Below are 25,033 nucleotides of genomic sequence, written 5' to 3' on the forward strand. Positions count from 1 at the left end.
TCACCTGTCGAAAAGGGATAATTGCCGACCTGATCCGGGGTCGCAATGACGGGTCCATTCGATGTCATCATGCGCTTGCCCGATGCGACCGGGGCGCGGCGGTGATCGAAATGGCGCTCGTCCTGCCGCTGTTCATCGCGCTGCTGATGGGCGTGCTGGTCTATGGCCAATATTTCCTGCTCGCGCATTCGGTGCAGCAGGCCGCCAACGACGGCGCCCGCGCCGCGATCGTCGGGCTCGACGCGGCGGACCGGCGCGGCATCGCGGAGCGAGCGGTCGACCGCAGCCTTAGCGGCATCGCGGGTTTCTCCGCCCAGGCGCGCACGGTCGCCGTGACCGAAACCGCCGACGCGCTGACCGTCGCCGTCAGTTTCAGCGTGCCCGAAGACAGCTTCCTGCGTTCCTCGCTCGTCCCGTCGCCCGCCGGCCCGATCCGGTCGAGCGCGACCTTCGAACTGCCGGTGGATTGACCATGCTCCAGACATATCGCCTTTCCGCTTTACCTTGCGACCGGCGCGGCGGCGTCAGCGTCCTGACCGCCTTTGCGATGACGATGCTGATCGGCTCCGCCGCCTTCGCGGTCGATATCGGCTCGCTCTATCTCGACCGCCGCCAGCTTCAGGGGATTGCCGACGCCGCGGCGCTCGCCGCCGCCGCGCATCCGGGCACCGAGCGCGCGGCGGCCGAGCGGATCATCGCCGCGAACTGCGATTGCGGCATAGCGATCGCCGCGCTCCAGCCCGGACGTTATACGCCCGACTCCGCCGTCGCGGCGGAACAGCGCTTCGTCGCCGGGGGCGTATCGCCCAACGCCGTCCGCATCCGCCTGACGCGGCCGAGCCCGCTCTATTTCGGCGGTTTCCTGACCGGCCGGAGCCATAGCGTCGTCGCGGTCACCGCCACGGGCGCGCGGCGCGGCTATGCGGCCTTTTCGCTGGGCTCGCGCGTCGAGGCGCTGCGCGGCGGCGTTCCCAACGCGCTGCTCTCCGCGCTGACCGGAAGCCGCGTCGAACTGTCGCTGATGGACTATCAGGCGCTGGCGAGCGCCGATGTCGATCTGCTCGCCTTTTCCGAAGCGTTGCGGACCGAACTGCGCGCCGACGCGCTGACGTTCGGCGAGACGCTGGACATGCAGGCGACGTTGCCGCAGGTGCTGTCGGCGCTGGCGCGCGCGAGCGACGGGCAGGTCGCCGATACGCTGGAGGCGATTGCCGACAAGGCGCTGCCGCGCGCCCTGATCCCGTCGCGCGCGATCGACCTCGGCCCGCGCGCGTCGAGCATCCGCGCCGATGCCGCCGACCGGGTCGACGTGAACCTGATGAGCCTGATGCAGGCGATGCTGGCGCTCGGCAATGCCAACCGCCAACTCGAACTCGCGCTGGCCAGCGACCTGCCGGGCGGCTCGGCGATCGACGTCGCGCTGCTGATCGGCGAGCCGCCGGCGCAATCGCCGCTGATCGCGGTGACCGACGATCAGGACGTGGTCGTCCGCACGGCGCAGGTGCGGCTGAAGATCGTCAGCCGGATCGCGACGCCGCTGCTGACGAGCGTCGAACTGCCGATCGTCGCCGAACTGGGATCGGCGGTGGCGCGGATTTCGGACATGGATTGCGGCGGCAGCGATCAAGGCGTGACGCTGGCCGTCACAACCTCGCCCGCGACGTTCGCGATCGGGACGGTCAGCAACGGCGATTTCGCGAACATGCAGCGCCCGCTCGCGCCCCAGATGGCGCGCGTGCTGCGCCTGCCGCTCGCCAGCGTCGATGCCCGGGCGCAACTGACGCTCGCGGACCAATCCGAAAAATCGCTCGCCTTCTCGCGCGCCGAGATCGCGGCGGGCACGGTCAAGACGGTCGAGAGCAGCGGCGTTGCCGGCGGGGTGGCGCGCTCGCTGGCCCGCGACATGGATCTGCGGGTCAACCTGCTGGGCCTCGGGCTCAATGCCGGCGCGCTGACATCGCTGGTCGGCGAAACCGTGGGCGCCGCGGCGCCGGCGCTCGACGGGGTGATCGAGGGGCTGACGGGCGTGCTGGGCCTCCACCTGGGTGAGGCCGACGCGCGGGTCAACGCGCTGCGTTGCGGACGGACCCGGCTGGTGTGAGGACCGATCCGGCGCCGTTCCGGACGCGAATCCGCGTTTTTGCGTCGGGTTTCGAGCCAAATGCCGCACCGGCATGCCATAATGCGAGGGAAAGGCTCGATCCGGGGAGACGGATATGGAGACGGTCAGGGAACCGCAGCGCGTGCCCGCTGCCGAATTCATTCGCGGTTTCGCGAACTGGCGCCTGCAGGCGTCGCGCAAGCCGGTCATGGTCACGCATCACGGCAAGGATGCGCATGTGCTGATCTCGCTCGCCGACTATCGCCGCCTCGACGGCAAGGGGGAGGCGGAAGGGCGCGACGCGTTGGCGGCATCGCAGGCGGCGCTGATCGAGGCGATCCGCGACGCGGTGATCCTCGTCGACCGCACAGGCCGTGTCGCGGGGGTCAATCCGGCGGCCGCCGATCTGCTCGAACGGGCGGCGGCGGCGCTGATCGGCCGGCCCTTGCCCGACGTCCTGCCGGGGTTCGCGCGCTCGGTGCTGTTCGCGCATTTCCTGCGGATGCTCGACCATCGCGAGCGTTTCTCCGGCGAGGTGCCGGGGCTGATCGAGCCGCAGCGCTGGCTGCGCGTCGACCTCGTCCCGCTGCCGATCGGCGGGGCGATGGTGCTCCGCGACATCAGCGACGCGTGGGGGACGCGCGCCGAACAGGACGCCCGGCGCGCGCTCGCCGACGCGGTCGAGATCGACGGGACGATCGGGGTCGCCCGCGTCTCGGTGCGCGAGGCGATCGAGGCGGCCAACCCGGCGCTCGCCGCCATGATCGGCGCAAAACAGTCCGCAATCCCCCACCTCCGCTTCTCAGCGTTGCTCGCGGCCGGGCAGCGGCACGCTTTCATCGAGGCTTTCGAAGGCCTGTTCCGTAAAGGCGACCCCGTTCGCATCGCGTCGGAACTGGTGACGCGCGGCGGCGGCGTCGTGCCGGTCACGCTCGCCATGGTCGAGCGGCGATCGGCCTATGCGAGCGACGGCGCGATGATCCTGGCGGTGCGCCGCTAGAACCAGCTTCCCCAGTCGATCGCCCGGCTGCCGGCGGGCAGGGAGAAATATTGCCCGTCCTCGCCGACGATGATCGGGCCGTCGAAGCGACTGTCGGCGCCGTCGAGCAGCGCCGCGTTGAAATAGCGCGATGGCAGGGGCGGGACGATGTGGCTGAGGACGAGCATCCGGACGCCAGCGCGGCGTGCACTGTCGGCCGCCTGCGCGGGGCTGGCATGATAGTCGAGGATGTCGTGCATGATCCGGCCCGTCTGCGGCCGTCTCGCGGCCGTCAGGCGATCGGAGAGCGTCTGCACCATGGCCGGCTGGAGCGCCTCGTGGATCAGCAGGTCGGCACCCTTCGCCGCGGCTTCGAGCGAAGGCGACGGCGCGGTGTCGCCACTGATCACGACGCTGCGTCCCTTGTAGTCGAAGCGATAGCCGACCGCGGGCCGCACCGGGCGATGGTCGACGGGAAAGGCCGTGACCCGCAGCCCGTCCACCTGATGGACGACGGTCGGCGCGTCCGGCATCGCGAAGGGCATCGCGACGGCGCCCGCCGCCGCCGGCGGCGTGATCGTGGCGCCGTGGTGCGCGGTGCGATAGCCATTGTCGGCGGCATAAGCGGCGTTGAAGCCGGCGATCACCGCCTCGACGCCTTCGGGGCCGTGGACGGGGAGGGGGCTTTCGTTGCCGCTCGCGGTCCAGCGCAGCAGCATCATCGGCCCCATGCCGTCGATATGGTCGGAGTGAAAATGGGTGAGGAACAGGCCGCGAAGCCGGGGATTGGGCAGCCCCATCAACGAGATGTTGCGCGCGCCTCCTTCGCCCGCGTCGACCACGAACATCGCCTTGCCGGCGATCACAACGGTGCATGATCCGGCGCGGCGGCGATCGGGTAAGGGCGATCCAGTGCCGCATAAAGCGACATGCAGGCCGTCGGGCAGACCCGCCAGCCGATCGCGTCCGGCCGCCTGCTCGACCCCGCGCGCGAATAGCCACCGTCCGATCGGCCGCTGGAACAGAAAAGCCGCCGCTGCGGTCACACCTACGATCAGCAGCGCCCAAAGCGCCGCACGCCTGCCTCTTGTCATCATATCCCCACTTGTTTCCCCCTTCATGCGGCACGGAGGGCCGCTGGACAAGCCACGCCGTTTGGCGCAACCTGCGCCCTGTTCACAGCGGTGAAGGTTGCGAGCCGCAACTTGCCGTTTACGTAAAGGTGAGCACCCGTTAAAAGGGCCACTGCCCAAGGGAGAATCAGAAGATGGACATGGAGTTCAGCCCCGAAGACCTCGCCTTCCAGAAGGAAGTGCGCGACTTCATCGCCGAAAACTATCCCGCCGATCTGCGCGGCAAGCAGGACGAGGGCGATGAACTCACCAAGGAGGATTTCCTCGCCTGGCATCGGATTCTCTACAAGAAAGGCTGGGTGGCGCCCGCGTGGCCGGTCGAATATGGCGGCACCGGCTGGACGCCGACGCAGCGCTTCATCTTTTCCGAGGAAACCGCCCGTGCCGACTGCATCCGTCTGATGCCGTTTGGCCTCGCGATGGTCGGCCCGGTCATCTACACCTTCGGCACGCCGGAGCAGAAAGCGCGCTTCCTGCCGCGTATCCTATCGGGCGAGGACTGGTGGTGTCAGGGTTATTCGGAGCCGGGGTCGGGGTCCGACCTCGCTAGCCTGCGCACCGTGGCGGTGCGCGATGGCAACCAATATGTCGTCAACGGCCAGAAGACCTGGACGACGATGGCACAATATGCAGACTGGGGTTTCTTCCTCGTCCGCACCGACAAGGACGCCAAGCAGCAGGAGGGCATTTCCTTCCTGCTCATCGACATGAAGTCGCCCGGCATTACCGTGCGCCCAATCATCACGCTCGGCGGCGAGCATGAGGTGAACGAGGTGTTCCTCGAGGACGTCCGTGTTCCCGTCGACCAGCGCGTCTATGAAGAGAACAAGGGCTGGACCTGCGCCAAGTTTCTGCTCGCGCACGAGCGTACTGGCATCGCCGGGGTCGCATCGTCGAAGCGCGGCGTCGAGCGCGTCAAGGCCATCGCGCGTACCGAACTCGACGGCGATCAGCCGCTGCTTGCCAACCCATTCTTCAAACGCAAACTCGCCGAACTGGAGATCGACCTGACCGCGCTCGAATTCACCGAGTTGCGCGGACTTGCCGGTCCGAACGCCGGCAAGGGGCCGGGACCGGAGTCGAGCCTGCTCAAGATCAAGGGTTCGGAAATCCAGCAGCGCCTGACCGAACTGACGCTCGAAGCGGTCGGCCATTACGGCGCGCCCTATTTCCGAGGCTTCGGAGAAGGCGACAACGAGCATCCGATCGGGCCGGACTATGCGCATCGCGCTGCGCCGACCTATTTCAACATGCGCAAGACGACGATCTATGGCGGGTCGAACGAGATTCAGCGCAACATCATCGCGAAGATGGTTCTGGGATTGTGACCGCGGCGCCCTCGCTAGAGCGGGGGCAGCATTCGCCCCGTTTGGGCGCCGCAATGTGAACCTACAGCGGCCCCCGCCTTCGCGGGGGCGACGGGGATAAAAAAATGGATTTCACTTACACTGAAACGCAGGACATGATCCGCGACACGCTGTCGCGTTTTCTGGCCGACACCTACGGTTTCGAGACGCGCCAGAAGTTCATTGCCAGCGACGCGGGCCGCGACCCGGCGATCTGGACTGCGCTCGCTCAGGAACTCGGCATGCTCGGCGCCTCCTTTGCCGAGGAGCATGGCGGCCTGGGGGGCGGCGCGCTGGAAAATGCGATCATCATGGAAGAACTGGGCAAAGTCATCGCGATCGAGCCCTATCTTCCGACCGTCGTCATCGCGGGCGGCGCCCTGAAGGCGGTGGGCGGAGCACAGGCCAACGCGCTGATCCCCGAGATCATCGCGGGCAACGCCATCGTTGCCTTCGCCTATGCCGAGCCGCAGAGCCGCTATGACCTTGCGAACCTGAAGACCAGCGCCAAGAAGGATGGCGTAGGCTGGGTGTTGAACGGGCACAAGGGCGTCGTTTATGCTGCGCCGTGGGCCACGCACCTGCTCGTCACCGTGCGCACCGGCGGCGGCCAGCGCGGCCACGACGGCGTATCGCTGTTCCTGATCGACGCGAAGCTGCCCGGCATTGTCCGCCGCGACTATCCCACGGTCGACGGCAACCGTGCGTCCGAAATCTATTTCGAGAATGTCGCGATTCCCGGCGACGCGCTGCTCGGACAGGAAGGGGACGGCCTGCCGCTGATCGAGCAGATCATCGACGAAGCCACGGTCGCGGTATGCGCCGAGGCGACCGGCGTGATGCAGAAGTTGCACGAAGGCACGCTCGAATATACCCAGCAGCGCAAGCAGTTCGGCGTGCCGATCGCCAAGTTCCAGGTGCTCCAGCATCGCATGGTCGACATGTTCATGGAGGTCGAACAAGCCCGTTCGATGACGATCATGGGGACGCTGAAGCTCGATATGCCCGCGGCGGCGCGCATGGCGGCGGTGTCAGCGGCGAAGAACAAGGTTAGCCGCGGCGCGAAGTTTGTCGGGCAGAACGCAATCCAGACCCACGGCGGCATCGGTATCACGCAGGAACTGGCGATCGGCCATTATTTCAAGCGCGCGACGATGATCGAAGGCCAGTTCGGCAGCGCCGACTATCATATGGAGCGCTACGAGCGGCTCGTGCTGGCGGAGTAAGCAGCCAGGCCTGCTCTTCGGGCTTTTTATTTGGAATCGAATCGCTTCTCCTTCTTTGGGGGAGAGGCGATGCGGGCCGCCCGCCACGGGCCACGCTACGTATCCCCTGTTTGATCCCCCGCGCACGAAACGCCCGGCATGTTGCCACCGAGAAAGTCTTCCCGTTGACAGGAAGCCGGCCGTATTCACGCAGCGAAGGAGTCATACGCAGGGGCTGGCAGGCGGCGATACTGTAGGAAAGCGCTTGTCGGCTCGAACCGGAACGATAGGGCGAAGGTGCCGCTAGATTCCCGATAATTTTGGGCTGATCCGTTCCGTCATTATGTAACCCAGCGCAGTTGCCCGCGCTCTGGATAGTGCGGCTTCGCCGCCCGCAATGGGGAATTCGCCCAATGCATCAGTTCTAATAGGCGACATCCACCGCGATCCGCAGCGTGCGGGGGCGAAGCGGGGTCGCGTAGCCGGGCCCGTCCTCGACGAACGGCGTGCCGAGCGAAAAGCGATTGCCGCGGGCGTCGAAAAGGTTGGTGAGGGTCAGCGACAGCCCGCGCCTGGCGTTGCCGAACCGCATCGCGAGACCGGTGTCGACATAGTCGCCCTGACCCTCGCCCAGCACCGGACCGATACCGAGGCGCGACGGACCGACATAGTTGGCCCAGCCGCCAACGCGCAATTCCTCGTCGCCGACCGGCGCGACATAATGGACCGCGCCGCGCACCGCGTGGCTGGCGACATTGGGGATGCGGCCGAGTCGCGCCGGCGCCGCCATCGCGATCGGCGCGATCAGCGACGACAGTTCGTCGACCCGGCTGTGGTTGTAGACGGCGCCGAGTTCGAATGACAGCGCCGGACCCGGCTGCCAGGCGAGCGCGCCTGAAACGCTGGTAATCCGGCCGTTGCCGATATTGGCGGTGGTCGGAAAGCCGCTTGCGTCGATGAAATCAGCCTGGATGTCGCGCCAGCGGCTGTAGGATAGCGAGATATTGGCGTCGAAGGGGCTGGTCCCCCGTTCGCCGAAGCGCACGCCGGCTTCCCATGTCCGCACCTGGTCGTTGCGGAAGCGGCGGACGAAATGGCTGTCGATCGCGAGCCCGCCGGGGCGGAATCCCTCCTGATAGCGCGCATAGAGTGTCAGATTGGCGAAGGGCGAAGCGAGCAGAGAGGCAGAGGGCAGGAGATCGGTTTCGGTCCGTTGCGCGGTGATCGCGCGGCCCGCCATCGCGATGACGAAGGGCACGTCCTCGCCGCTGCCGCCCAGCCGGGCGTGCGACAAGCGCAGCCCGGCGGTCGCAACGAGGCGCGGAAGCAGTTCGAGCGTCGCTTCGCCATAGCCGGTGAACTCGGTGATCCGGTTGGTGACTCCGGTCAGCGGCGCGCGCAGCACCGTAGCGCCATATTCGCGGCGCTGCCGGGTCCGATTGTCGATGACACTCGCGCCGACGACCCAGCCGAGCCCGGCGTGAAAGGGGCGCGACAACCGGCTCTCGCTGACGAGCATGCGCGTTGCACTATATTGGTCGAGCACCTGCGAGGCGTTCTGCTCGCCGGTTGCGTCGAAGCGTTCGTAGAGGCGATGACGGATGAAGGCGTTATATTGGTCGAGCACCTGCGAGGGGTTCTGCTCGCTGGTCGCGTCGAAGCGCTCGTAGAGGCGATGACGGATGAAGGCGTTCGACGACTGGAAATGCAGCCCGTCCCAATCCTTGGCAATGACGATCGTGCCGAGCCCGTAGCGGGCCTTAGCATTTTGTTCGACGAGCGAATTGCGGGTGAGCGGTGGCGCGTCGCGGTCGGCATATTGCGCATCGTCGGAGACGATCGCCTGATAGACGCCGCCGAGGTTGATCGTCCACGCGTCGCCCGCATCGAAGCGGAAGGTCGCACGGCCGCCGCGCACATGGACGCGGTTGATGTCCTTCTGCCCGCGCAGCGGATTGTCGATATAGCCGCCGTCGGTGAGCATGTAGCCGACGAGGCGCAGCGCGTGGCCATCGTCCCCGACCGGCAGGTTGGCGATGGCGGCGATGTCGCCGCCCGGATCGCCATGCTGGGTGATCGAGGCGCCCGCGATCGCCTGCAGCTCCATGGCGCCTGGATTCGGCGCCTTCGGCACGACGCGGATGATGCCGCCGAGCGACCCCGCGCCATAGAGGGTGCCCTGAGGCCCCTCGAGCACCTCCACCGCGTCAACGTCGTACAGGCGCAGGTCGGGATCGGGCGCGTTGTAGCTGAGACGGATGTCGCCCAGATATTGCCCCACGGTCGCCTGCGTCGGCCCGGTAAAGCTCGAATCGGCGATGCCGCGGATGAACAGCTTGTTGCGCCCCGAGCCAAGGTGGGTCGAGGACACCGTCGCTACGCGCGAGAGGATCGAATCCATCCCGCGCTCGCCCCCGAACGCCAGATCGCCGCCATCGAGGATCGTGGCGACGCCCGCGAAACGCGAATAGGGGGTGTCGGCCTTGCTCGCCGTGACGATGATCTCGTCCTCGGGCCGGGCGACGAGATGATCGGGCACCTGCGCCCGCGGCGGCGGCGTTGTGCGCGGTGGCGAGGTTGACCGCCGTGCGATCCGCTGAACCAGCCGGCGCTCGATCCGCCAGCTCGTGTCGCTGACGCGCACGGCGCGCGCCTGCGTTCCGTCGAGCATCCGCCGGATCGCCGCATCGACGCTCATCCGCCCGCGCACCGGGCGGACGCGGCTTTTCCACAGTTCGGCGTCGGCGACGCTGATGCTGACCCCGGCCTGCCGGCTGAGCAGCGGAAGGGCCGCCGACAGATTGCCCTTCGGGACATCGAACATGCACTCCTCGGCCGCCTGCGCCGGCGCGACCAGCGCCAAGGCTGCGCCAGTGACAAGAAGGGGGTTAAACAGGAGGGGGGAGAGCCGGAACCGCATCGTCAGCGCGACAGCACCCAGCCATCGCCCTGCCGCTCGGCGCGCGTCCCCGACAGCGCAGCGAGGTCTGTTACGGTGCGGGCGGGGTGTTTTGCGAGGATCAATGCGCCGCGGAAGCGGGTGTCGGCGGCGTTGGGGGCGATCCGCAGGTCGATGCCCGCGGTGCGCCGCAGGTCTTCCGCCACGTCGGTCAGCGGCGTGTCGTTGTAGACGAGCAGCCCGGTGCGCCAGCCGCCGACGTTGGCGACGTCGATCGCGTGCGGCGCCGGTGCCGCGCGGTCGCCGTCGCGGGCCTCCAGCCCCTGTCCGGCGACGACGCGGACGTTCTCGCGCCGGGGGTTGTAGGCGACCGCACCCTCCGACACCGCCACCGCGGTGCGGCCGTTCGCGCGTACGACGTTGAAGGCGGTGCCGAGGTCGACGAGTTCGGCACCGCCCGCTTCGACGACGAAGGGTTCGTCCGCACGGTGGACGACATGGAACATCGCTTCGCCGCGTTCGAGCCGCGCGAACCGGGGGCGATCGTCGTCGAGGATGAGGAGGGAGGCGCCGTTGACCTCGATCCGCGATCCGTCGGTCAGCGCAAGGGTGCGATGCTCGCCCGCCGCGGTCTCGATACGGCTGGCGCCGTCGAACAGGCCGAGGCTCGAGAGGCTGATGGCCCCGACCAGCGCCGCTGCGACCGCGCCGCCGAACCACGCCCGCCGCGACGGGCCGCGCCGCACGGACGGCTCGGATCGCCGGGTGGGGGGCAGGGCGTCGAGATCGGCATCGAGGCCGGCAATGGCGTCATAGGCCGCGCCGTGCCCCGGATCGGCCGCGAGCCAGTCGGCAAACGCATCCCATTCGGCAAAGCCGGGATCGCGCTGGCGCACGACCCAGTCGATCGCCTGCGCCTCGATGGCGGTATCGCGATCAGGGCGCATCGAATTGCCTCCTTGCCGCCGCGAGCGCGGCATAGACCTTGCGCAGGTCGGCTTCGACCGTGCTGAGGCTCACCCCCATCTCGGCGGCTATATCGCGCTGCTGGACGCCGTCGACCCGGAAACGGCGAAAGATGTGCGCGGAGCGCTCGCCGGTCGCCGCGATCGTGCGTTCGACGATCGCAAGTTGCTCGCGCGAGATCAGCGCGCGCTCGGCCGACGGAGGCTCGGCCGCCGCCGTCTCGCTCCACGCCCGGTCGCGCAGCGCGCGTTGGCGCGCGGCGCGATAGCGGTCGAGCATCAGATTGTTGGCCGATCGCATCACATAGGACAACGGGTTCGCGATCGGCCCGGTCGGCCGTTCGGTCAACCGCATCCACAGGTCCTGAAACAGATCCTCCGCCTGGTCGCCCGCGCCGCGCAGTTCGAGGAAACGGACGACCTGCGCCCGGTGAGCGAGCAATACGCCCTCGATGCCGTGCGCGGCCTCGTCTCGATCGGTCGCCTGGGTCATGAAATACCTGGTTCGGAACGTCGCCTGCAGTGAGCCGGCGCCCACGCCGCCGGCCCGGTCCTCCGGTCCCCTGATGGCGCCGTGATATAGCGCCGCCCGCGACATCCGCAACCGTGACGCGGCGATGCCGGGCGGCATCGAGGTCGGGCGGGGAAGGGTGAGGGCGGTCATGGCTATTGTCCGATGGGCGTCTGGCGGTGGCCGGTTGGCAAGGGGGAAGCATGGGTGAGGAGGGGCGCTTCCCCCTTGCCGCGAGGCCGCCTCGGGGGGTTAGAGGCCGACCCGCAAGCTCGCGCGGAATGCCCAGCCGAAGTGGCTCTGCTGCTCCTCCGCCGACAGTTCGGCGCCAACCTGGAAGACCGAATTGCCGCCGATGCCGCGGATGCGGCCGATCCAGCCGCTGGTGCGCGCATCGGGGGTCAGGGTAAAGGGCGTGCCGTCCTTGAACGAAGCGACCGTCGTGCCGAGCGTCCCGCTGACGATCTCGCGCCGCCCGCCCTCGATCTCGAAACGCGTCCAGCCGTCATATTGGTCGGAACCGCCGAAATCGAGACCGAGCGCCACGGTGCCCGACACCGCCAGTTCGTCGCTGTCGCGGCCGCGGACGTTGAGGTCGAGCGCGTCGCCGCCGCCCGTTTCCTGATAGCCGTCCTCCTTCAGCTTGTAATAGTCGACCGCGACCGTCGGGCGGAAGGACAGGCCGCCGAGGCGCCCGTCGTGCGCGACCGAACCCGAAGCCGACCACAGCGTCGCGTCCCATTTGCCGCGCATCGTCTTTTCGATCGCCTTGCCGTCCACCTCGGTGCGGAAGACGCGCGTGCCCTTCAGGCTGACCGGGGCGCCCGACACGCGGGCGTTGGCCAGCCAGCCGTTCGAGCGCAGCCGCCAGTGGAGCGCGCCCTCCCATTGGCTGGAGCTGACCTCGTTGTCGTTGCTGCCGTTGCTGTCCTTGCCGCTGAGGAAGGCGACCGACCCGCCGAAATTGCCGACGCCGGTCTCGATCTCCGCCCCGAGCGAAATGCCCCAGCCCGAGACGTCGTAGCTCGCGGTGTTGCCGAGCCCCTTGGACGTGCCCCAGACTGCCTGGTTGACCCAATAGCCCCATTTCCCCTCGTCCTGATAGGGTGCGTTGGGGTCCTGAAGGTGGCGCGCCAGCGCGCGCGAGCCCGAAGTGAGCGTTTCGAACACCCCGCCTTCATGTTCGGGGAGCATCTGCTGCATCTGGCCGCGGAACTGTTCGCCATCGGTGATCCCGAGAAAGGCGCCCTCGATCGCCTCGTCGGCGGTGAGCGCCTCGAACACCGCGTCGAAGGCGCCCGCTTCGGAGCGGTTGAGGCCGAGTTCGGCCACGCTCTTGCGCGAGACATCGACGATGATCTGGGTCGCGGTCGAACTCAGCACGCCCTTGTAGAGGAAGGGAAGCAGCGTCGTTTCGGTGGTCAGCTTGTCGGCGCCGGTCAGCGACCCGGCGGTGACGACGATATGTTCGCCCTCGGCATTTTCGATGCTCGACAGCTTGAGCGCGAGCTTCGATCCTTCGCCGAAGCCGGCATTGCCCTGCACCGTCAGCGCGGTTCCGGCAGCGCCGTCGTCGAGCGTCACGCCGAGGACGCCGTTCCCCGCGACCGAAAGCGACGCAATGGTCGCGGCGCCGGTCACGTCGAACGTGCCGCCGTCGACGCTCACCGCCAGCCCCTGCGCATTGGAGAGACGGCCCGAGAACAGGGCTTTGCCGGCGATCGACAGCGTATCCGCGCCGCCGCCGAAATCGACGTCGCCCCGGAAACTCGATGTGCCCGCGAGCGTCATGCTGTCGTTGCCGCCGCCGAAGCTGGCGTTGCCGGTATAGGCCGCGTCGCCCGAGAGCTTGAGCTGGTTGTCGCCGGCGCCGAAAGAGGCGTTGCCCTTCACCGTGCCGTCGGCGACATCGAAGATGTCGCTGCCGGCGCCGAAGCGCAGGTCGCCGACGATGGAGGGCGCGGCGACGCCCGCCGCGACCTCGGTCTGCTTCACGGTCGCGCCGGCGCCGTTCGCCGACAGGTCGATCGCGACATTGCGACCCGAGCCCGCCGCGGCGCCGGTGGCGCTGATCGTGCCGCTGTTTTCGATCAGGTCGACGGCTCCCGACGCGTCGAAGATCGCGCGCGCGGTGCCGTCCTCGCCGCTCGCCTTCGCGCTGATCGTGCCGCTGTTGCGGACCAGCGCCACATCGGCGCCGCTGTCGATGCGCAGCGCGGTGGAGATGGCCGTCGCCGTGCCGCCGCCCGCGGCCTCGACCTTGCCGGCGACGCGGACCTCCGGAACCGTCGCGCCGGCACCGATCAGGATCGCGGTCGCCGAACTGTCCTTCGACAGCGCGCTGACCGTCCCGGCGACGCCCATGCCACCCGCGATGTCAACCGCGCCGCCCATGCCGCCGATCTGCAGGCCGAGCCCGTCGATACCTGCGTAGAGCCCGTTGCCCGTGACGGTGCCGTCGATGATCAGCCCGAAGCCGGTTCCGGTGCCCGCAACCGCGCCGATCGCGATATCCCGGCCCGTCGCGCCGATCCGCATCGCGGGCGCCGATCCATAGGAGCGGACCGCGGCGGAGCCTTCCTTCGCGTCCTCGATGCCGTCATTATCCTTGTCGGTGCCCGTTCCGCTGCCGTCCTTCGGCGGCACGGCGAGGATGATGCCGCCGGTCACATCGCCCTCAATCGACAGCGCCGGACCGCCAATCAGCAGATCGTCGGCATCGAGCTTCGACGGGTCGGCCGGCGGGGTCGTGGTGCGATAGCCGGTCGCCGTCAGGCTTCCCTGCACGACGAGCGCGCCGTCGATGTCGCCCGCCAATCGCGCCGCGGTGGCGTTCTGGCCCGTCGCGGCAATGGTCCCGGCCAGCCGGACATTGCCCGTCACATCCTGCAACCCGACGCCCAGCGCATTGTCGCCGAGCACGGTGACGGTACCGTCGTTGGTGAACTTGCCGGTCAGGGGGCCGCCGAGCCGGATGCCCGCCGAATCATTGCCCTCGATCGTGATCGCGCCCGAATTGACGATATCGCCCGTGAAGGCGCCGCCGGTCGCGATTCCCGTGCGGTTGCGGCCGACGGCGAAGGGTCCGTCGATGTCGCCATCATTGTCGATGTCGGTCGGTGCGTAGGATTCGTCGATGATGATCTTGCCCGTCGCCGCGTTGGTGATCGAACCCGTCGTTCCCGCGCCGGCGAAGATTCCGGTGGCGTCGTCGGCGTCGCCGATCGCGATCGTGCCTTCGTTCGCGACCTTGTGGTTGCTGTCGATGGTCACGGCGGTGCCGCCGGTCGGCTTGATCGAACCGTCCTTGCCGATCCGGATGTCGTCGGCTGCGCCGGCGTTGACCGTGGAGGTCCGCACCGGGGTCGTCGTGGCGGTGCCGATCGTCGTTTCGGCATGAACGGGCACCGCCGTCATGGCGGCAAGGCAGGTCGATGCCAGCAGGGTCTTGCGCATGGAAATCCTCTTTTGATCGCAGGGAATGTCCTCCCGGGACAATCGCAAGACGGAGCCGCCACGCCGCGGCCTTGAAACATATTTTCCGGACAGGCGTTTTCCGGGTGAAAGCCGGGGGAGGGCCGATCACGCGGAACAGTTCATCGCGTAATTCCAAGCATCTATCCCGACGACATGCCGAAGCCGGCAACCTTCCGGAACGATTCCGGAATGGCGCACGTTGCGCTCCTCGATCTGCATGGAACGGCAGATTGAGCGCGGGGAGGACCATTTTTTCTCTCCGCCGCGCAGTCAATTCAAGGAGAGATCATGCGTAAGAATGCGATTATGTCCGTCGTGGCGGCGAGTTTCCTCATTTCGCCGGTCGCCGTGTTCGCCCAGTCGACAGACACTCCGGCTCCGACGGAAGAACCCGCGCCGGCGCCGACCGAAGAACCGGCCCCCGCGCCGGCACCGCAGCCCACCGAAGAGCCGGCGCCCGCCCCGACGGACGAGCCCGCGCCCACTCCGACCGAAGAGCCGGCACCGGCTCCGGGCCCGCAGGCCTGATCCAACCGGATCGGAAAAGAAGAAGGGCGGCCGGCGCGATCCGGCCGCCCTTTTTCTGTCCCATACCCCCTCTATAGGCTGTCCGGGGGGCGGGCCGAGCGAACGGCGGACGACCTCGACCTTGAGCGGCCCCACATATTTGTCGGGGACATTTCCGAGGGGGAAGGGGCATGACGGGGGGAAGCGACAGATCCGATCCCATGGCGTCGCGAACGAGCCTCGCCGATCTGTCGCCGGCCTATTTCGGACTGGTCATGGCCACCGGCATCGTCTCTCTCGCGGCCTCGATGATGGCGCATCCGAACATCGCCCGCGCGCTGTTCTATCTCAATATCGTGCAATATGCCGTGCTGTGCCTGCTGTATGCGGCGCGGGCGTGGCGCTATCCGCGCCGGTTCTTCGGCGATATGGTCGAACATCTGACCGGGCCGGGCTATTTCACGGCGGTCGCCGGCACCTGCATTCTGGCGAGCCAGTTCCTCATTCTCGACGGCAATGTCGCGGCGGGCAAGGCGCTGTGGCTGTTCGCCGCCATCCTCTGGCTTTGCCTGACCTACACGATCTTCACCGCCCTGACGGTGCGGCACAACAAGCCGACGCTCGACAAGGGGATCAGCGGAAGCTGGCTTCTGGCGGTGGTGGCGACGCAGGCGATCTCCGTTTCCAGCGCGCTGCTCGCCGCGCGCATCGGCCAGCCCTACCGGCTCGAGTTCAACCTGCTGGCGCTGTCGATGTGGCTGTGGGGCGGCATGCTCTATATCTGGATGATGTCGCTGATCTTCTATCGCTATGTCTTCTTTCATTTTTCGCCGGGCGACCTCGCGCCGCCCTATTGGATCAACATGGGCGCGATGGCGATCTCGACGCTGGCCGGCTCGCTGCTCATCCTGAACGCGCCCCACGCGCCGTTTCTGACATCGCTGCTGCCGTTCCTGAAGGGGTTCACGGTGTTCTACTGGGCGACGGGAACCTGGTGGATCCCGATGCTGGTCCTGCTCAGCATCTGGCGCCACGGTTACGAGCGTTTCCCGCTGCGCTACGACCCGCTTTACTGGGGCGCGGTGTTTCCGCTCGGCATGTACGCGGCCAGCACATGGCAGATGAACCGCGCAATGGAGCTCGATTTCCTGTTCGCGCTGCCCCGCGCCTTCTTCTGGATCGCCCTGACCGCGTGGACGATCACATTCTACGGCATGCTGCGCGCGCTGATACGCGGGGCGCGGCCGAGCCGGGGCTGATCCTTCCGAGCGGGGTGCCATATTGGCGGACAGGGTGGGATTCGAACCCACGGTGAGCTTGCACCCACGGCGGTTTTCAAGACCGCTGCCTTAAACCACTCGGCCACCTGTCCTTTGCGGACGCCATAGCGTGCGGATGACGCGCGGCAAGCGAAACATCCCGCCACGGCCCGGCGCGGCTTTGACTCGGGTCGTCGCAGCATCGCGCGTTCAAGGCTGGTGCATCGGCGTCATTCCTTGCCTATGGGTAAGCGATGACACGCAGCAAGCAATTCGGATTCGGGCGCCTTTTCCGTTCTTCGGCCACGATATTGTCGGCTTGGCTGCTGGCCGCTTCGGCGCCGGTGCAGGCCCAGGCGAGCGGCGACGCGGGGTTCGATACCTATGTCCAGTCGCTGTGGCCCAAGGCGCAGGCGCGCGGCGTATCGCGAACGACCTTCGACAGCGTGACGGCGGGGCTGCGCTACAATGCGCGGGTGGTGGCGCTCGACCGCGACAATCTGGGCAGTCCGCCGACGCCCGATACGCCGATTCCGGCCTTCGCACCGTACAAGGCCAAGCATGTCGACGCCGCGCGGATCAACGGCGGGCGGCGCGTCCACGACCGGCTGCTGCCGCTGCTGTCGCGCATCGAGCAGCGCACGGGTGTTCCGACGAGCATCATGATCGCGATCTTCGGCCACGAAACCGCCTATGGCGCGGTGACGGGCAATTTCGACCTGCCCGAAGCGCTCGCGACGCTCGCCTATGAGGGGCGGCGGCGCAGCCTGTTCGAGCCCGAGTTCCTCGCGACGCTGGAAATGGTCGAGAAGGGCGTGCCGCGCAGCGTGCTGAAAGGAAGCTGGGCCGGCGCCTTCGGCTATCCGCAATTCCTGCCGTCGGTCTATCTGCAGGTCGCCGAGGACGGCGATGGCGACGGCGTCGCGCGCATCTGGTCGAGCGAAGCCGACGCGGTCGAATCGATCGGCGCCTATCTGCGCCGCGCCGGCTGGCGGCAGGGCGAGCCGTGGGGCGTCGCGGTGCGCGTTCCGGACGGCTTCGACCGCGTCCGCTTCGCGACGCGCCTCCAGCCGACGCGCTGTCCGCGAGTGTTCGCGCGCTACAGCCGCTGGCGCAGCATGGCCGAATGGCGCGCCGACGGGTTCCAGCCGATCGGCGGCCGCTGGCCCGACGGCGCGATCCAGGCGACGCTGCTCGAGCCCGACGGCCCGGGCAAGACCGCCTATTTGCTGACCGGCAATTATCGTGCGATACTCGACTATAATTGCTCCAACTTTTATGCGCTGTCTGTGGGGTTGCTGGCCGATGAGATCGATCGTTAGGGGCGGGGTACTGGCCGGAGCGGCGTTGCTGCTGTCGGCCTGTGGAGGTTTCGGCGGCGCGCGCGGCGGGTCCGCTCCGGTGCCCGCGACCGCCGACGGCCCGGCGATGCTGGGCGAACCCTATGCGATCGGCGGCGTCACCTACACCCCCGCCGATATCCCCGATTATGACGAGGTCGGCTACGCGGGCCTGTATGGCGATGAACGCGCCGGAAACCCCACCGCGAACGGCGAGACCTTCGAGCCCGCCGCGATCAGCGCGGCGCACAAGACGCTGCCGCTGCCGAGCTATGTCGAGGTCACCGCGCTCGATACCGGACGCACGATCCTGGTGCGCGTCAACGATCGCGGGCCGATGGCGAACGACCGGCTGATCGACCTGTCGCGCGGCGCGGCGCAGCAGCTCGGCCTGACCGACGGCGTGGCGGCGGTGCGCGTGCGGCGCACCAATCCGCCCGCCGCCGAAAGGGCGCAGCTTCGCGCGGGCCGGGCGGTGCCCGAGCGGCTGGCCACTCCCGATTCGCTGCTCGCCATCCTGCGCACCAAGCTGAAGGAGGTGCCGAAACCCAAGCCCGCCATAGTCGCGGCGCCGCAGCCGGCCGCCCCGATCGCGTCGGGCCACGCGAAGCCGGGCGACGACCGCTTCATCGTCGAGGGGCCCGCTGCAACGCCCGCGCCCAAGGCACCGGAAAAGCCCGCGGCGGCGCCGGCAGCGACCGGCGGCGGCTATGTCGTGCAGGTCGCGGCGTTCAGCACCGAAGCGCGCGCCGCCGCCGCGGCGAAGACTGTCGGCGGCACGGTAAGCCGGGCCGGCAAACTGTGGCGCGTGCGGATCGGCCCCTTCGCCAGCGACGGCGAGGCGCAGGGCGCGCTGGGCAAGGCGAAGGCCAAGGGGTTCCGCGACGCCGTCGTTATACGCGACCGCTGAGGCGCCTCGCATGATGTCGCAACGCTTCCCGATCGCCAAGGGCGGTGGCGCCGCGCTGGCCGCGACGCTGGCGCTGCTGCTGGCGCCGGCCGCGGCGCCCGCCGACGGCGGTCCGCCCGCGGCGCCGGTCAGCCGCCCGCTCTATGTGACGCAGGCGCCGATCGTGATGCTGAAGGACATGGATTCGGGCGCCATCCTGTTCGAGCGCGGCGCCGACAAGCGCTTTGCGCCGGCGTCGATGGCCAAGGTGATGACCGCCTATGTCGTGCTCGACCTGATCGAGAGCGGCAAACTGTCGCGCGACGCCGTCTTCACCGTCAGCGAGGCGACGTGGCGGAAATGGAACGGCGGCAACGGCGGATCGACGATGTTCCTGCGCGCGGGAGAGAAGGTTTCGGTCGACGAACTGCTGAAGGGGCTGATCACCGTTTCGGGCAATGACGCCGCGGCGGCGCTGGCGGTCGGCATCGACGGCAGCGAGGGAGCTTTCGTCAAGCGAATGAATGTAGTGGCGGCCAGGATTGGCATGACGTCGAGCCGATTCGGAACCCCGAGCGGCTGGCCCGACGGCGGTATCACCAAGGTCAGCGCGGCCGACCTGATCACGCTGGCCGACCGGCTGATCCGCGACCATCCCAAGGGCTATGCGCGCTATTTCGCGATCCCCAAACTCCAGCATGGCAAGGCGCCCGACGGCACGCCGATCGTCCAGCCGAACCGCAACCCGATCCTCGGACGCTTTGCCGGTGCCGACGGGCTCAAGACCGGACACACGGCCGAGGCGGGCTATTGCTTTCTCGGCTCCGCGAAACGGGACGGCCGGCGGCTGATCATGGTCGTCGCCGGCATGACCAGCGAAAAAGCACGCCGCGACGAGGCCGAACGGCTGATGAACTGGGGCTTCGGCGCGTGGGAAGGGCGCGAGATCGCCTCCGCCGGCGCTGCCGTCGGCCGTCTCGCCGTCGAGCGGGGGAGAGCCCCGGCGGTCGCCGCCGAAGCGGCGATCCCGGTGCGCATGACGGTGCCCAGGGGCTATCAGGGCGGATTTCGCGCGACGATGCGCGCCACGGCGCCGCTGACCGCGCCGGTCGCGCGCGGCGACCGGATCGCCGAGCTGGTCGTCGCGCCCGACGGCCTGCCGCCGCAAACCACCCCGCTGCTGGCCGCCGCCGACGTCGGCCGGGGCGGTTGGTGGGCGCGCATGCGCACCGGCCTCTATCGGCTGACCGGCTGGTGAGCGGGCGCTTCGTCACGCTGGAGGGCGGGGAGGGGGTCGGCAAGTCGACCCAGATCTGCGCACTTGCCGCCGCGCTCGCCGCGCGGGGACTCGAGACGCTCGTCACGCGCGAGCCGGGGGGCAGCCCCGGCGCCGAGGCGATCCGCGCGCTGCTGATGGAGGGTGCCGACGACCGCTGGGACGCGCGCAGCGAGGCACTGCTGTTCGCCGCCGCGCGCGCCGACCATGTCGCGCGCACGATCCGCCCGGCGCTCGCGCGCGGGGCGTGGGTGCTGTGCGACCGCTTCGTCGATTCGTCGCGCGCCTATCAGGGCGGCGGCGGCGGGATCACCGACGCCGATATCCTGATGCTCCACGGTTTCGGATCGCTGGGGCTATTGCCCGACCGGACCTTCCTGCTGACCGCGCGCGCCGAGGAGGTCAGGCGCCGCCTGGCGGTGCGCGATGCCGACGGCGCCGACCGCATGGGAAGCAAGCCGGACGATTATCAGGCGCGGCTCGTCCGCCGCTTCGCCGAAATGGCGGCCGCCGAGCCCGACCGCTGGCGCGTTATCGACGCCGAGGCACCAGCGGAGGCGGTCACCGCCGCGATCCTGGCCAGCCTTGCGGACTGGCTGCCGTGATGATCGGGCATCAGGAGGCCGAGAAGGCCATCATCGACGCGTGGAGCGCCGGGTGCCTGCATCATGCGTGGCTGCTCGCCGGGCCGCAGGGCATCGGCAAGGCGGCCTTCGCGTCGCGCGTCGCGCGCTTCCTTGCCACCCACGATGCCGGTGGAGAGGGTGGGGCGATCGCGCTCGACGACCCCGGCGACGGCGCGGCGGGGCGGCTGGTCGAGGCGGGCAATCATCCCGAGATCGTCCGGCTGGAACGCCAGCCCAAGGAGAAGGGCAAGGAGCTCGCGCGCAACATCACCATCGATCAGGTGCGCACGATGATCCGGCGCCTGTATCTGTCGCTGTCGCTCGGCCACTGGCGCGTGGTGATCATCGACGCGGTCGACGATCTCGAGACCGACGGCGCCAATGCGCTGCTCAAGACGTTGGAAGAGCCGCCGGCGCGGACGGTGTTTCTGCTGGTCAGCCATTCACCGGGCCGCTTGCTGCCGACGATCCGGTCGCGGTGCCGGACCCTGCGTTTTCAACCGCTTGACCCTGACGTCATGACGGCGTGGCTGCACGAATTGCGCCCGATGCTCGACCGCGCAGAGGCGCGCGCGATCGTCGCGGCGTCGGGCGGGGTGCCGGGCAAGGCGCTGGCGCTGATCGACAGCGACGTCGCCGCGATGGAGAAGAAGCTGCTCGCGATCGCGGCGGGCGGCGATCCCGACAACCGGCTGCGCGAGGCGCTGGCGCGCGAGGTCGGGGGGGCGAGCAATCGGGCGCGGCTGGAACTGGTGATCGACATCGTACCGGGTCTGCTCGCGCGGCTCGCCCGCGAACGCCCGGTGAGCGAGATCGCGCCGGTGCTCGCCGGTTGGGACCGCGTGCAGCGCACCGTCCGCGACGCGGTGCGCGGATCCTACGACGGGGCGATGGTCGGGTTCGAGATCGGCAATTGCCTGGCGGAACTGGCGCCGCGCGAGGGGTGAGGGGCCGGATTTGGATGCTGTCCGGCTAGAAACCGTTCCGCGGCGAAAGCCGGGGTCCACGCGGGACAGCGCTATACCATCTGGACCCCGACTTTCGTCGGGGAACGAACCTTAGGGTCAGGACCCTAATTTGCCTGAAGACAGATATGCCGGTTTGTTTCAGCACGACGATGATGAAAGGAGAGCTATCGATCCGCTTCCAGCCTTTGTGAAGGCCCGGCCCTTTCCCAACGGCGCCGCAGCCGCTAAGGCGCGCGCATGTCCGCAGAGAAAATCCCCTTCTACATCACCACCGCGATCAGCTATCCCAACGGTCGCCCGCATATCGGCCATGCCTATGAGGCGATCGCGACCGACGTCATGGCGCGGTTCCAGCGCGCACAGGGGCGCGACGTGCGGATGGTCACCGGCACCGACGAGCATGGGCTGAAGATGTTCCAGACGGCGCGCGATCAGGGCCGCGCGACGATCGATCTCGCCGATGAAATGTCCGGTTATTTCCGCGAGATGTACGCCAAACTGAATATCGGCTACGATCATTTCATGCGCACGTCGGACCCTGCGCACCACCGGGCGTCGCAAGCGATTTGGCGCGCGATGGAGGCGAACGGCGACCTTTATCTCGACCGCTACGAGGGCTGGTATTCGGTTCGCGACGAGGCCTTCTACGACGAGGATGAACTGACCGAAGGGGAAGGGGGCGTCCGCCTTTCGCCGCAGGGCACGCCGGTCGAGTGGACGGTCGAGGAAAGCTGGTTCTTCCGCCTGTCGGCCTATCAGGACCGGCTGCTCGCGCTGTATCGCGATCATCCCGATTTCATCCGTCCCGAAAGCCGGCGCAACGAGGTGCTGCGCTTCGTCGAGGGTGGGCTCAAGGATCTGTCGATCTCGCGCACCAGCTTCGACTGGGGGGTGCCGGTGCCGGATTCGCCGGGGCACGTCATGTATGTGTGGGTCGACGCGCTGACGACCTATCTGTCGGGGATCGGCTATCCCGACCGCGACGGCGAATTCGATCGCTTCTGGCCCGCCGACATTCACATGATCGGCAAGGATATCGTGCGTTTTCATACGGTTTACTGGCCGGCTTTCCTGATGAGCGCCGGTCTGCCGCTGCCGAAGCAGGTGTTCGGGCACGGCTTTCTGCTCAATCGCGGCGAGAAGATGTCGAAATCGCTCGGCAATGTCGTCGATCCGATGGACCTCGCCGAACGCTTCGGGGTCGATACGCTGCGCTATTATCTGCTGCGCGAGGTGAGCTTCGGCCACGACGGCAGCTATTCGGCCGAGGCGATCGTGCGCACCGCCAATGCCGACCTGGCGAACAGCTTCGGTAATCTGGCGCAACGCAGCTTGTCGATGATTTTCAAGAATCTGGACGGCGACGTTTCGTCGGATTATCAGGAGGCGCCCGAGGATGCGGCGCTGCTGGCCGACGTGCTGGCGATGGCGCGCGACCGGCTGCCGCGTGCGTTCGGCGATCTCGCTTTCTCGGTGGGCATCGAGGACTGGCTGCGCGCGGTCTTCGCGTGCAATCAATATGTCGACACGCAGGCGCCGTGGGCGCTGCGCAAGACCGATCCCGAGCGGATGCGCGCGGTGCTGATGACGCTGTTCCAGGCGGTGCGCGCGCTGGCGATCGCGATCCGTCCCGTGGTGCCTGCCTCGGCCGACCGGCTGCTCGACCAGATGGGCGTCGCCGCGCGCGACAGCGCGGCGCTCGCCGACGACGGCTGGTTCGCGGCGCTGGCGGCGAGCGGCTTCGCGGTCGGCCAGCCGGTGCCGATCTTCCCGCGCCTCGACCTGCCCGACGGGGAGGAGGCGGCCGCCTGATGCTCGTCGATTCGCATTGCCACCTCAATTACAAGGGACTTGCCGAACGGCAGGGCGAGGCGCTTGCCCGCGCGCGCGCGGGCGGCGTGACCGCGATGCTCAACATCGCGACGCGCGAGAGCGAATGGGACGCGGTGCTCGCGGTGGCCGAGGCGAACGCCGACGTCTGGGCGAGCGTCGGAATCCATCCGCACGATGCCGACGGCCATCCCGACGTCGACACCGCGAAGCTGGTCAAGCGCGCCGCGCATCCGCGCGTGATCGGCATCGGCGAGACGGGGCTCGACTATTATTACGACAAGAGCGACCGGGGGCGGCAGCGCGACAGTTTCCGCCGGCATATCCATGCCGCGCAGCAGAGCGGGCTGCCGATCATCGTCCATACGCGCGAGGCCGAGGCCGACACGCTGGCGCTGCTGGGCGAGGAGATGGGCAGGGCGCCCTATGCCGGCGTGATCCACTGCTTCACCGCGAGCGACGATTTTGCGCGCGGGGCGCTCGACCTCGGCCTCTATATCTCGATCTCGGGCATCGTGACCTTCCGCAACGCCGCCGACCTGCAGGCAACGGCGCGCTGGCTGCCGCAGGAGCGGCTGCTCGTCGAGACTGACGCCCCCTTCCTCGCCCCGGTCCCGCACCGCGGCAAGCCCGGCGAACCCGCTTTCGTCGCCGACACGCTGGCCTTTCTCGCCGAACTGCGCGGCGAGGACCGCGACGCGCTCGCGGCCGCGACCAGCGAAAATTTCTATCGCCTTTTCAACAAGGCGCAGCCATGACGTCGCACCGCATATGAAACTGCGGATTCTGGGTTGCGGAACGTCCTCGGGGGTACCGCGCATCGGCGGCGACTGGGGACGCTGCGACCCCGACAATGCGCGCAACTTGCGCAGCCGTGCCTCGATCCTCGTTTCGCTCGGTGGGTTCCGGCTGCTCGTCGACACCAGCCCCGACATGCGGCTCCAGCTGCTCGACGCGGGGGTGGGCGAGGTCGATGCGGTGATCTGGACGCACGAACATGCTGACCATTGCCACGGGCTCGACGATCTGCGGCAGATCATGCATCTGCGCGGCTCGGCGGTGCCGGCCTATGCGCGCGGCAATGTGCTCGACATATTGAAATGGCGCTTCACCTATGCCTTTGCCGGCAACGCCGGCTATCCGGCGTCGGTCGATCCGATCGATCTGGCCGATCATCAGGCGATCGGGCCGATCGAAGTGTCGGCAATCGACATGCCGCACGGGCCAATCAAGGCGACCGGGCTCATCTTCAGCGACGGTGCGCACAGGATCGGCTACGCCACTGATTTTTCGAGATTTACCGACGATATGGTCGATTTCTTCCAGGGCGTCGACCTGTTCGTCATCGATGCGCTGCGCCGCTATCCGCACCCGACGCATCCGCATCTGGCGATGACGCTCGAAGGACTGAGCAAGGTCGGCGATCCGCGCGCGATCATCACGCACATGGACAACACCATGGATTATGACGAACTGGCGGACGAATTGCCGCCGGGCGTCGAACCGGGCTATGACGGGTTGGAGGTGCAGCTATGACGATGGAAACCGGCGCCAACATCCTGTGGTTCGCGATGGCCTTCACGTTGGTGCTGAGCGCGCTGGTCGTGCGGCGGCTGCCGGCGGCCGACTGGATCAAGATGGGGCTCGCCTGGGTGGCGATCTTCGCGCTCGTGTTCCTGGCGATCCGAACCTATCAGCTCGCCGCGGGGTGAGGTCCACCTC

The 25,033-nt window shown here is 68.1% G+C and carries 20 protein-coding genes and 1 tRNA gene; 15 read left to right on the forward strand and 6 right to left on the reverse strand.

Annotated features, from left to right (window positions below; translation table 11 throughout):
* Positions 1–110: 110 nt before the first annotated feature.
* From SGR02S_RS05610 to SGR02S_RS05620, 3 genes are all read left to right on the forward strand, one after another.
* Positions 111–470: a TadE/TadG family type IV pilus assembly protein gene (locus SGR02S_RS05610; protein WP_082796979.1), complete on the forward strand. Its 360-nt coding sequence runs from the start codon at positions 111–113 to the stop codon at positions 468–470.
* A 2-nt stretch (positions 471–472) separates the two neighbouring features.
* Positions 473–2,101, forward strand: coding sequence for a TadG family pilus assembly protein (locus tag SGR02S_RS05615; RefSeq protein ID WP_067106547.1), 1,629 nt, complete (start codon positions 473–475; stop codon positions 2,099–2,101).
* A 115-nt stretch (positions 2,102–2,216) separates the two neighbouring features.
* Positions 2,217–3,101, forward strand: coding sequence for a period circadian protein (locus tag SGR02S_RS05620; protein WP_067106550.1), 885 nt, complete (start codon positions 2,217–2,219; stop codon positions 3,099–3,101).
* Here the strand turns inward: SGR02S_RS05620 and SGR02S_RS05625 are convergent.
* Complete coding sequence (locus SGR02S_RS05625) at positions 3,098–4,177, reverse strand: MBL fold metallo-hydrolase (protein WP_255211398.1); 1,080 nt, start codon at positions 4,175–4,177, stop codon at positions 3,098–3,100. The two genes, SGR02S_RS05620 and SGR02S_RS05625, sit on opposite strands and share 4 nt — an antisense overlap.
* A gap of 170 nt (positions 4,178–4,347) precedes the next feature.
* Here SGR02S_RS05625 and SGR02S_RS05630 point away from each other — a divergent pair, with 170 nt between their 5' ends.
* Both SGR02S_RS05630 and SGR02S_RS05635 read left to right on the forward strand, forming a co-directional pair.
* Positions 4,348–5,541: an acyl-CoA dehydrogenase family protein gene (locus SGR02S_RS05630; protein WP_067106553.1), complete on the forward strand. Its 1,194-nt coding sequence runs from the start codon at positions 4,348–4,350 to the stop codon at positions 5,539–5,541.
* Between the two features lie 104 nt (positions 5,542–5,645).
* Positions 5,646–6,785 carry an acyl-CoA dehydrogenase family protein gene (locus tag SGR02S_RS05635; protein WP_067106555.1) on the forward strand — a complete coding sequence of 380 codons (1,140 nt, stop codon included), beginning with the start codon at positions 5,646–5,648 and terminating at the stop codon, positions 6,783–6,785.
* A gap of 403 nt (positions 6,786–7,188) precedes the next feature.
* Here the strand turns inward: SGR02S_RS05635 and SGR02S_RS05640 are convergent, their stop codons facing one another.
* The 4 genes from SGR02S_RS05640 to SGR02S_RS05655 all read right to left on the reverse strand — a co-directional run bounded on the left by SGR02S_RS05640 (position 7,189) and on the right by SGR02S_RS05655 (position 14,595).
* On the reverse strand, positions 7,189–9,627 hold the full coding sequence (locus SGR02S_RS05640) for a TonB-dependent receptor (protein ID WP_337180665.1): 2,439 nt from the start codon (positions 9,625–9,627) through the stop codon (positions 7,189–7,191).
* Between the two features lie 59 nt (positions 9,628–9,686).
* On the reverse strand, positions 9,687–10,610 hold the full coding sequence (locus SGR02S_RS05645) for a FecR family protein (protein ID WP_067106560.1): 924 nt from the start codon (positions 10,608–10,610) through the stop codon (positions 9,687–9,689).
* Positions 10,600–11,121, reverse strand: coding sequence for an RNA polymerase sigma factor (locus tag SGR02S_RS05650; RefSeq protein ID WP_067106638.1), 522 nt, complete (start codon positions 11,119–11,121; stop codon positions 10,600–10,602). Before SGR02S_RS05650 ends, SGR02S_RS05645 begins: the two co-directional genes overlap by 11 nt.
* A gap of 270 nt (positions 11,122–11,391) precedes the next feature.
* Positions 11,392–14,595: an autotransporter outer membrane beta-barrel domain-containing protein gene (locus SGR02S_RS05655; RefSeq protein WP_067106562.1), complete on the reverse strand. Its 3,204-nt coding sequence runs from the start codon at positions 14,593–14,595 to the stop codon at positions 11,392–11,394.
* A 719-nt stretch (positions 14,596–15,314) separates the two neighbouring features.
* Here SGR02S_RS05655 and SGR02S_RS05665 point away from each other — a divergent pair.
* Complete coding sequence (locus tag SGR02S_RS05665) at positions 15,315–16,382, forward strand: tellurite resistance/C4-dicarboxylate transporter family protein (protein ID WP_067106566.1); 1,068 nt, start codon at positions 15,315–15,317, stop codon at positions 16,380–16,382.
* Between the two features lie 23 nt (positions 16,383–16,405).
* Here the strand turns inward: SGR02S_RS05665 and SGR02S_RS05670 are convergent.
* Positions 16,406–16,495, reverse strand: a tRNA-Ser gene (locus tag SGR02S_RS05670).
* 141 nt (positions 16,496–16,636) lie between these two features.
* On the opposite strand from SGR02S_RS05670, the gene SGR02S_RS05675 reads away from it, so the two are divergent.
* From SGR02S_RS05675 to SGR02S_RS19980, 9 genes are all read left to right on the forward strand, one after another.
* On the forward strand, positions 16,637–17,704 hold the full coding sequence (locus tag SGR02S_RS05675) for a lytic murein transglycosylase (RefSeq protein ID WP_067106568.1): 1,068 nt from the start codon (positions 16,637–16,639) through the stop codon (positions 17,702–17,704).
* On the forward strand, positions 17,688–18,632 hold the full coding sequence (locus SGR02S_RS05680) for a septal ring lytic transglycosylase RlpA family protein (protein WP_067106570.1): 945 nt from the start codon (positions 17,688–17,690) through the stop codon (positions 18,630–18,632). Before SGR02S_RS05675 ends, SGR02S_RS05680 begins: the two co-directional genes overlap by 17 nt.
* 10 nt (positions 18,633–18,642) lie before the next feature.
* Positions 18,643–19,869, forward strand: coding sequence for a D-alanyl-D-alanine carboxypeptidase family protein (locus SGR02S_RS05685; RefSeq protein ID WP_067106572.1), 1,227 nt, complete (start codon positions 18,643–18,645; stop codon positions 19,867–19,869).
* Positions 19,863–20,492 (forward strand): dTMP kinase, encoded by a 630-nt coding sequence (tmk, locus tag SGR02S_RS05690; RefSeq protein ID WP_067106639.1) that lies wholly within the window; start codon positions 19,863–19,865, stop codon positions 20,490–20,492. The genes SGR02S_RS05685 and tmk overlap by 7 nt, the downstream gene beginning before the upstream one ends.
* Positions 20,492–21,460 (forward strand): DNA polymerase III subunit delta', encoded by a 969-nt coding sequence (locus SGR02S_RS05695; RefSeq protein WP_067106576.1) that lies wholly within the window; start codon positions 20,492–20,494, stop codon positions 21,458–21,460. The genes tmk and SGR02S_RS05695 overlap by 1 nt, the downstream gene beginning before the upstream one ends.
* A gap of 258 nt (positions 21,461–21,718) precedes the next feature.
* A complete protein-coding gene (metG, locus tag SGR02S_RS05700) occupies positions 21,719–23,293 on the forward strand; it encodes a methionine--tRNA ligase (protein WP_067106580.1) in 1,575 nt (524 codons plus the stop codon).
* Positions 23,293–24,069: a TatD family hydrolase gene (locus tag SGR02S_RS05705; protein WP_067106582.1), complete on the forward strand. Its 777-nt coding sequence runs from the start codon at positions 23,293–23,295 to the stop codon at positions 24,067–24,069. Before metG ends, SGR02S_RS05705 begins: the two co-directional genes overlap by 1 nt.
* A 13-nt stretch (positions 24,070–24,082) precedes the next feature.
* Positions 24,083–24,847 carry an MBL fold metallo-hydrolase gene (locus SGR02S_RS05710; RefSeq protein ID WP_067106584.1) on the forward strand — a complete coding sequence of 255 codons (765 nt, stop codon included), beginning with the start codon at positions 24,083–24,085 and terminating at the stop codon, positions 24,845–24,847.
* Complete coding sequence (locus SGR02S_RS19980) at positions 24,844–25,023, forward strand: hypothetical protein (protein ID WP_067106587.1); 180 nt, start codon at positions 24,844–24,846, stop codon at positions 25,021–25,023. The genes SGR02S_RS05710 and SGR02S_RS19980 overlap by 4 nt, the downstream gene beginning before the upstream one ends.
* Positions 25,024–25,033: the final 10 nt, after the last annotated feature.

The organism is Sphingopyxis granuli NBRC 100800 (assembly GCF_001591045.1).
GTDB classification, from domain to species: Bacteria; Pseudomonadota; Alphaproteobacteria; order Sphingomonadales; family Sphingomonadaceae; genus Sphingopyxis; species Sphingopyxis granuli.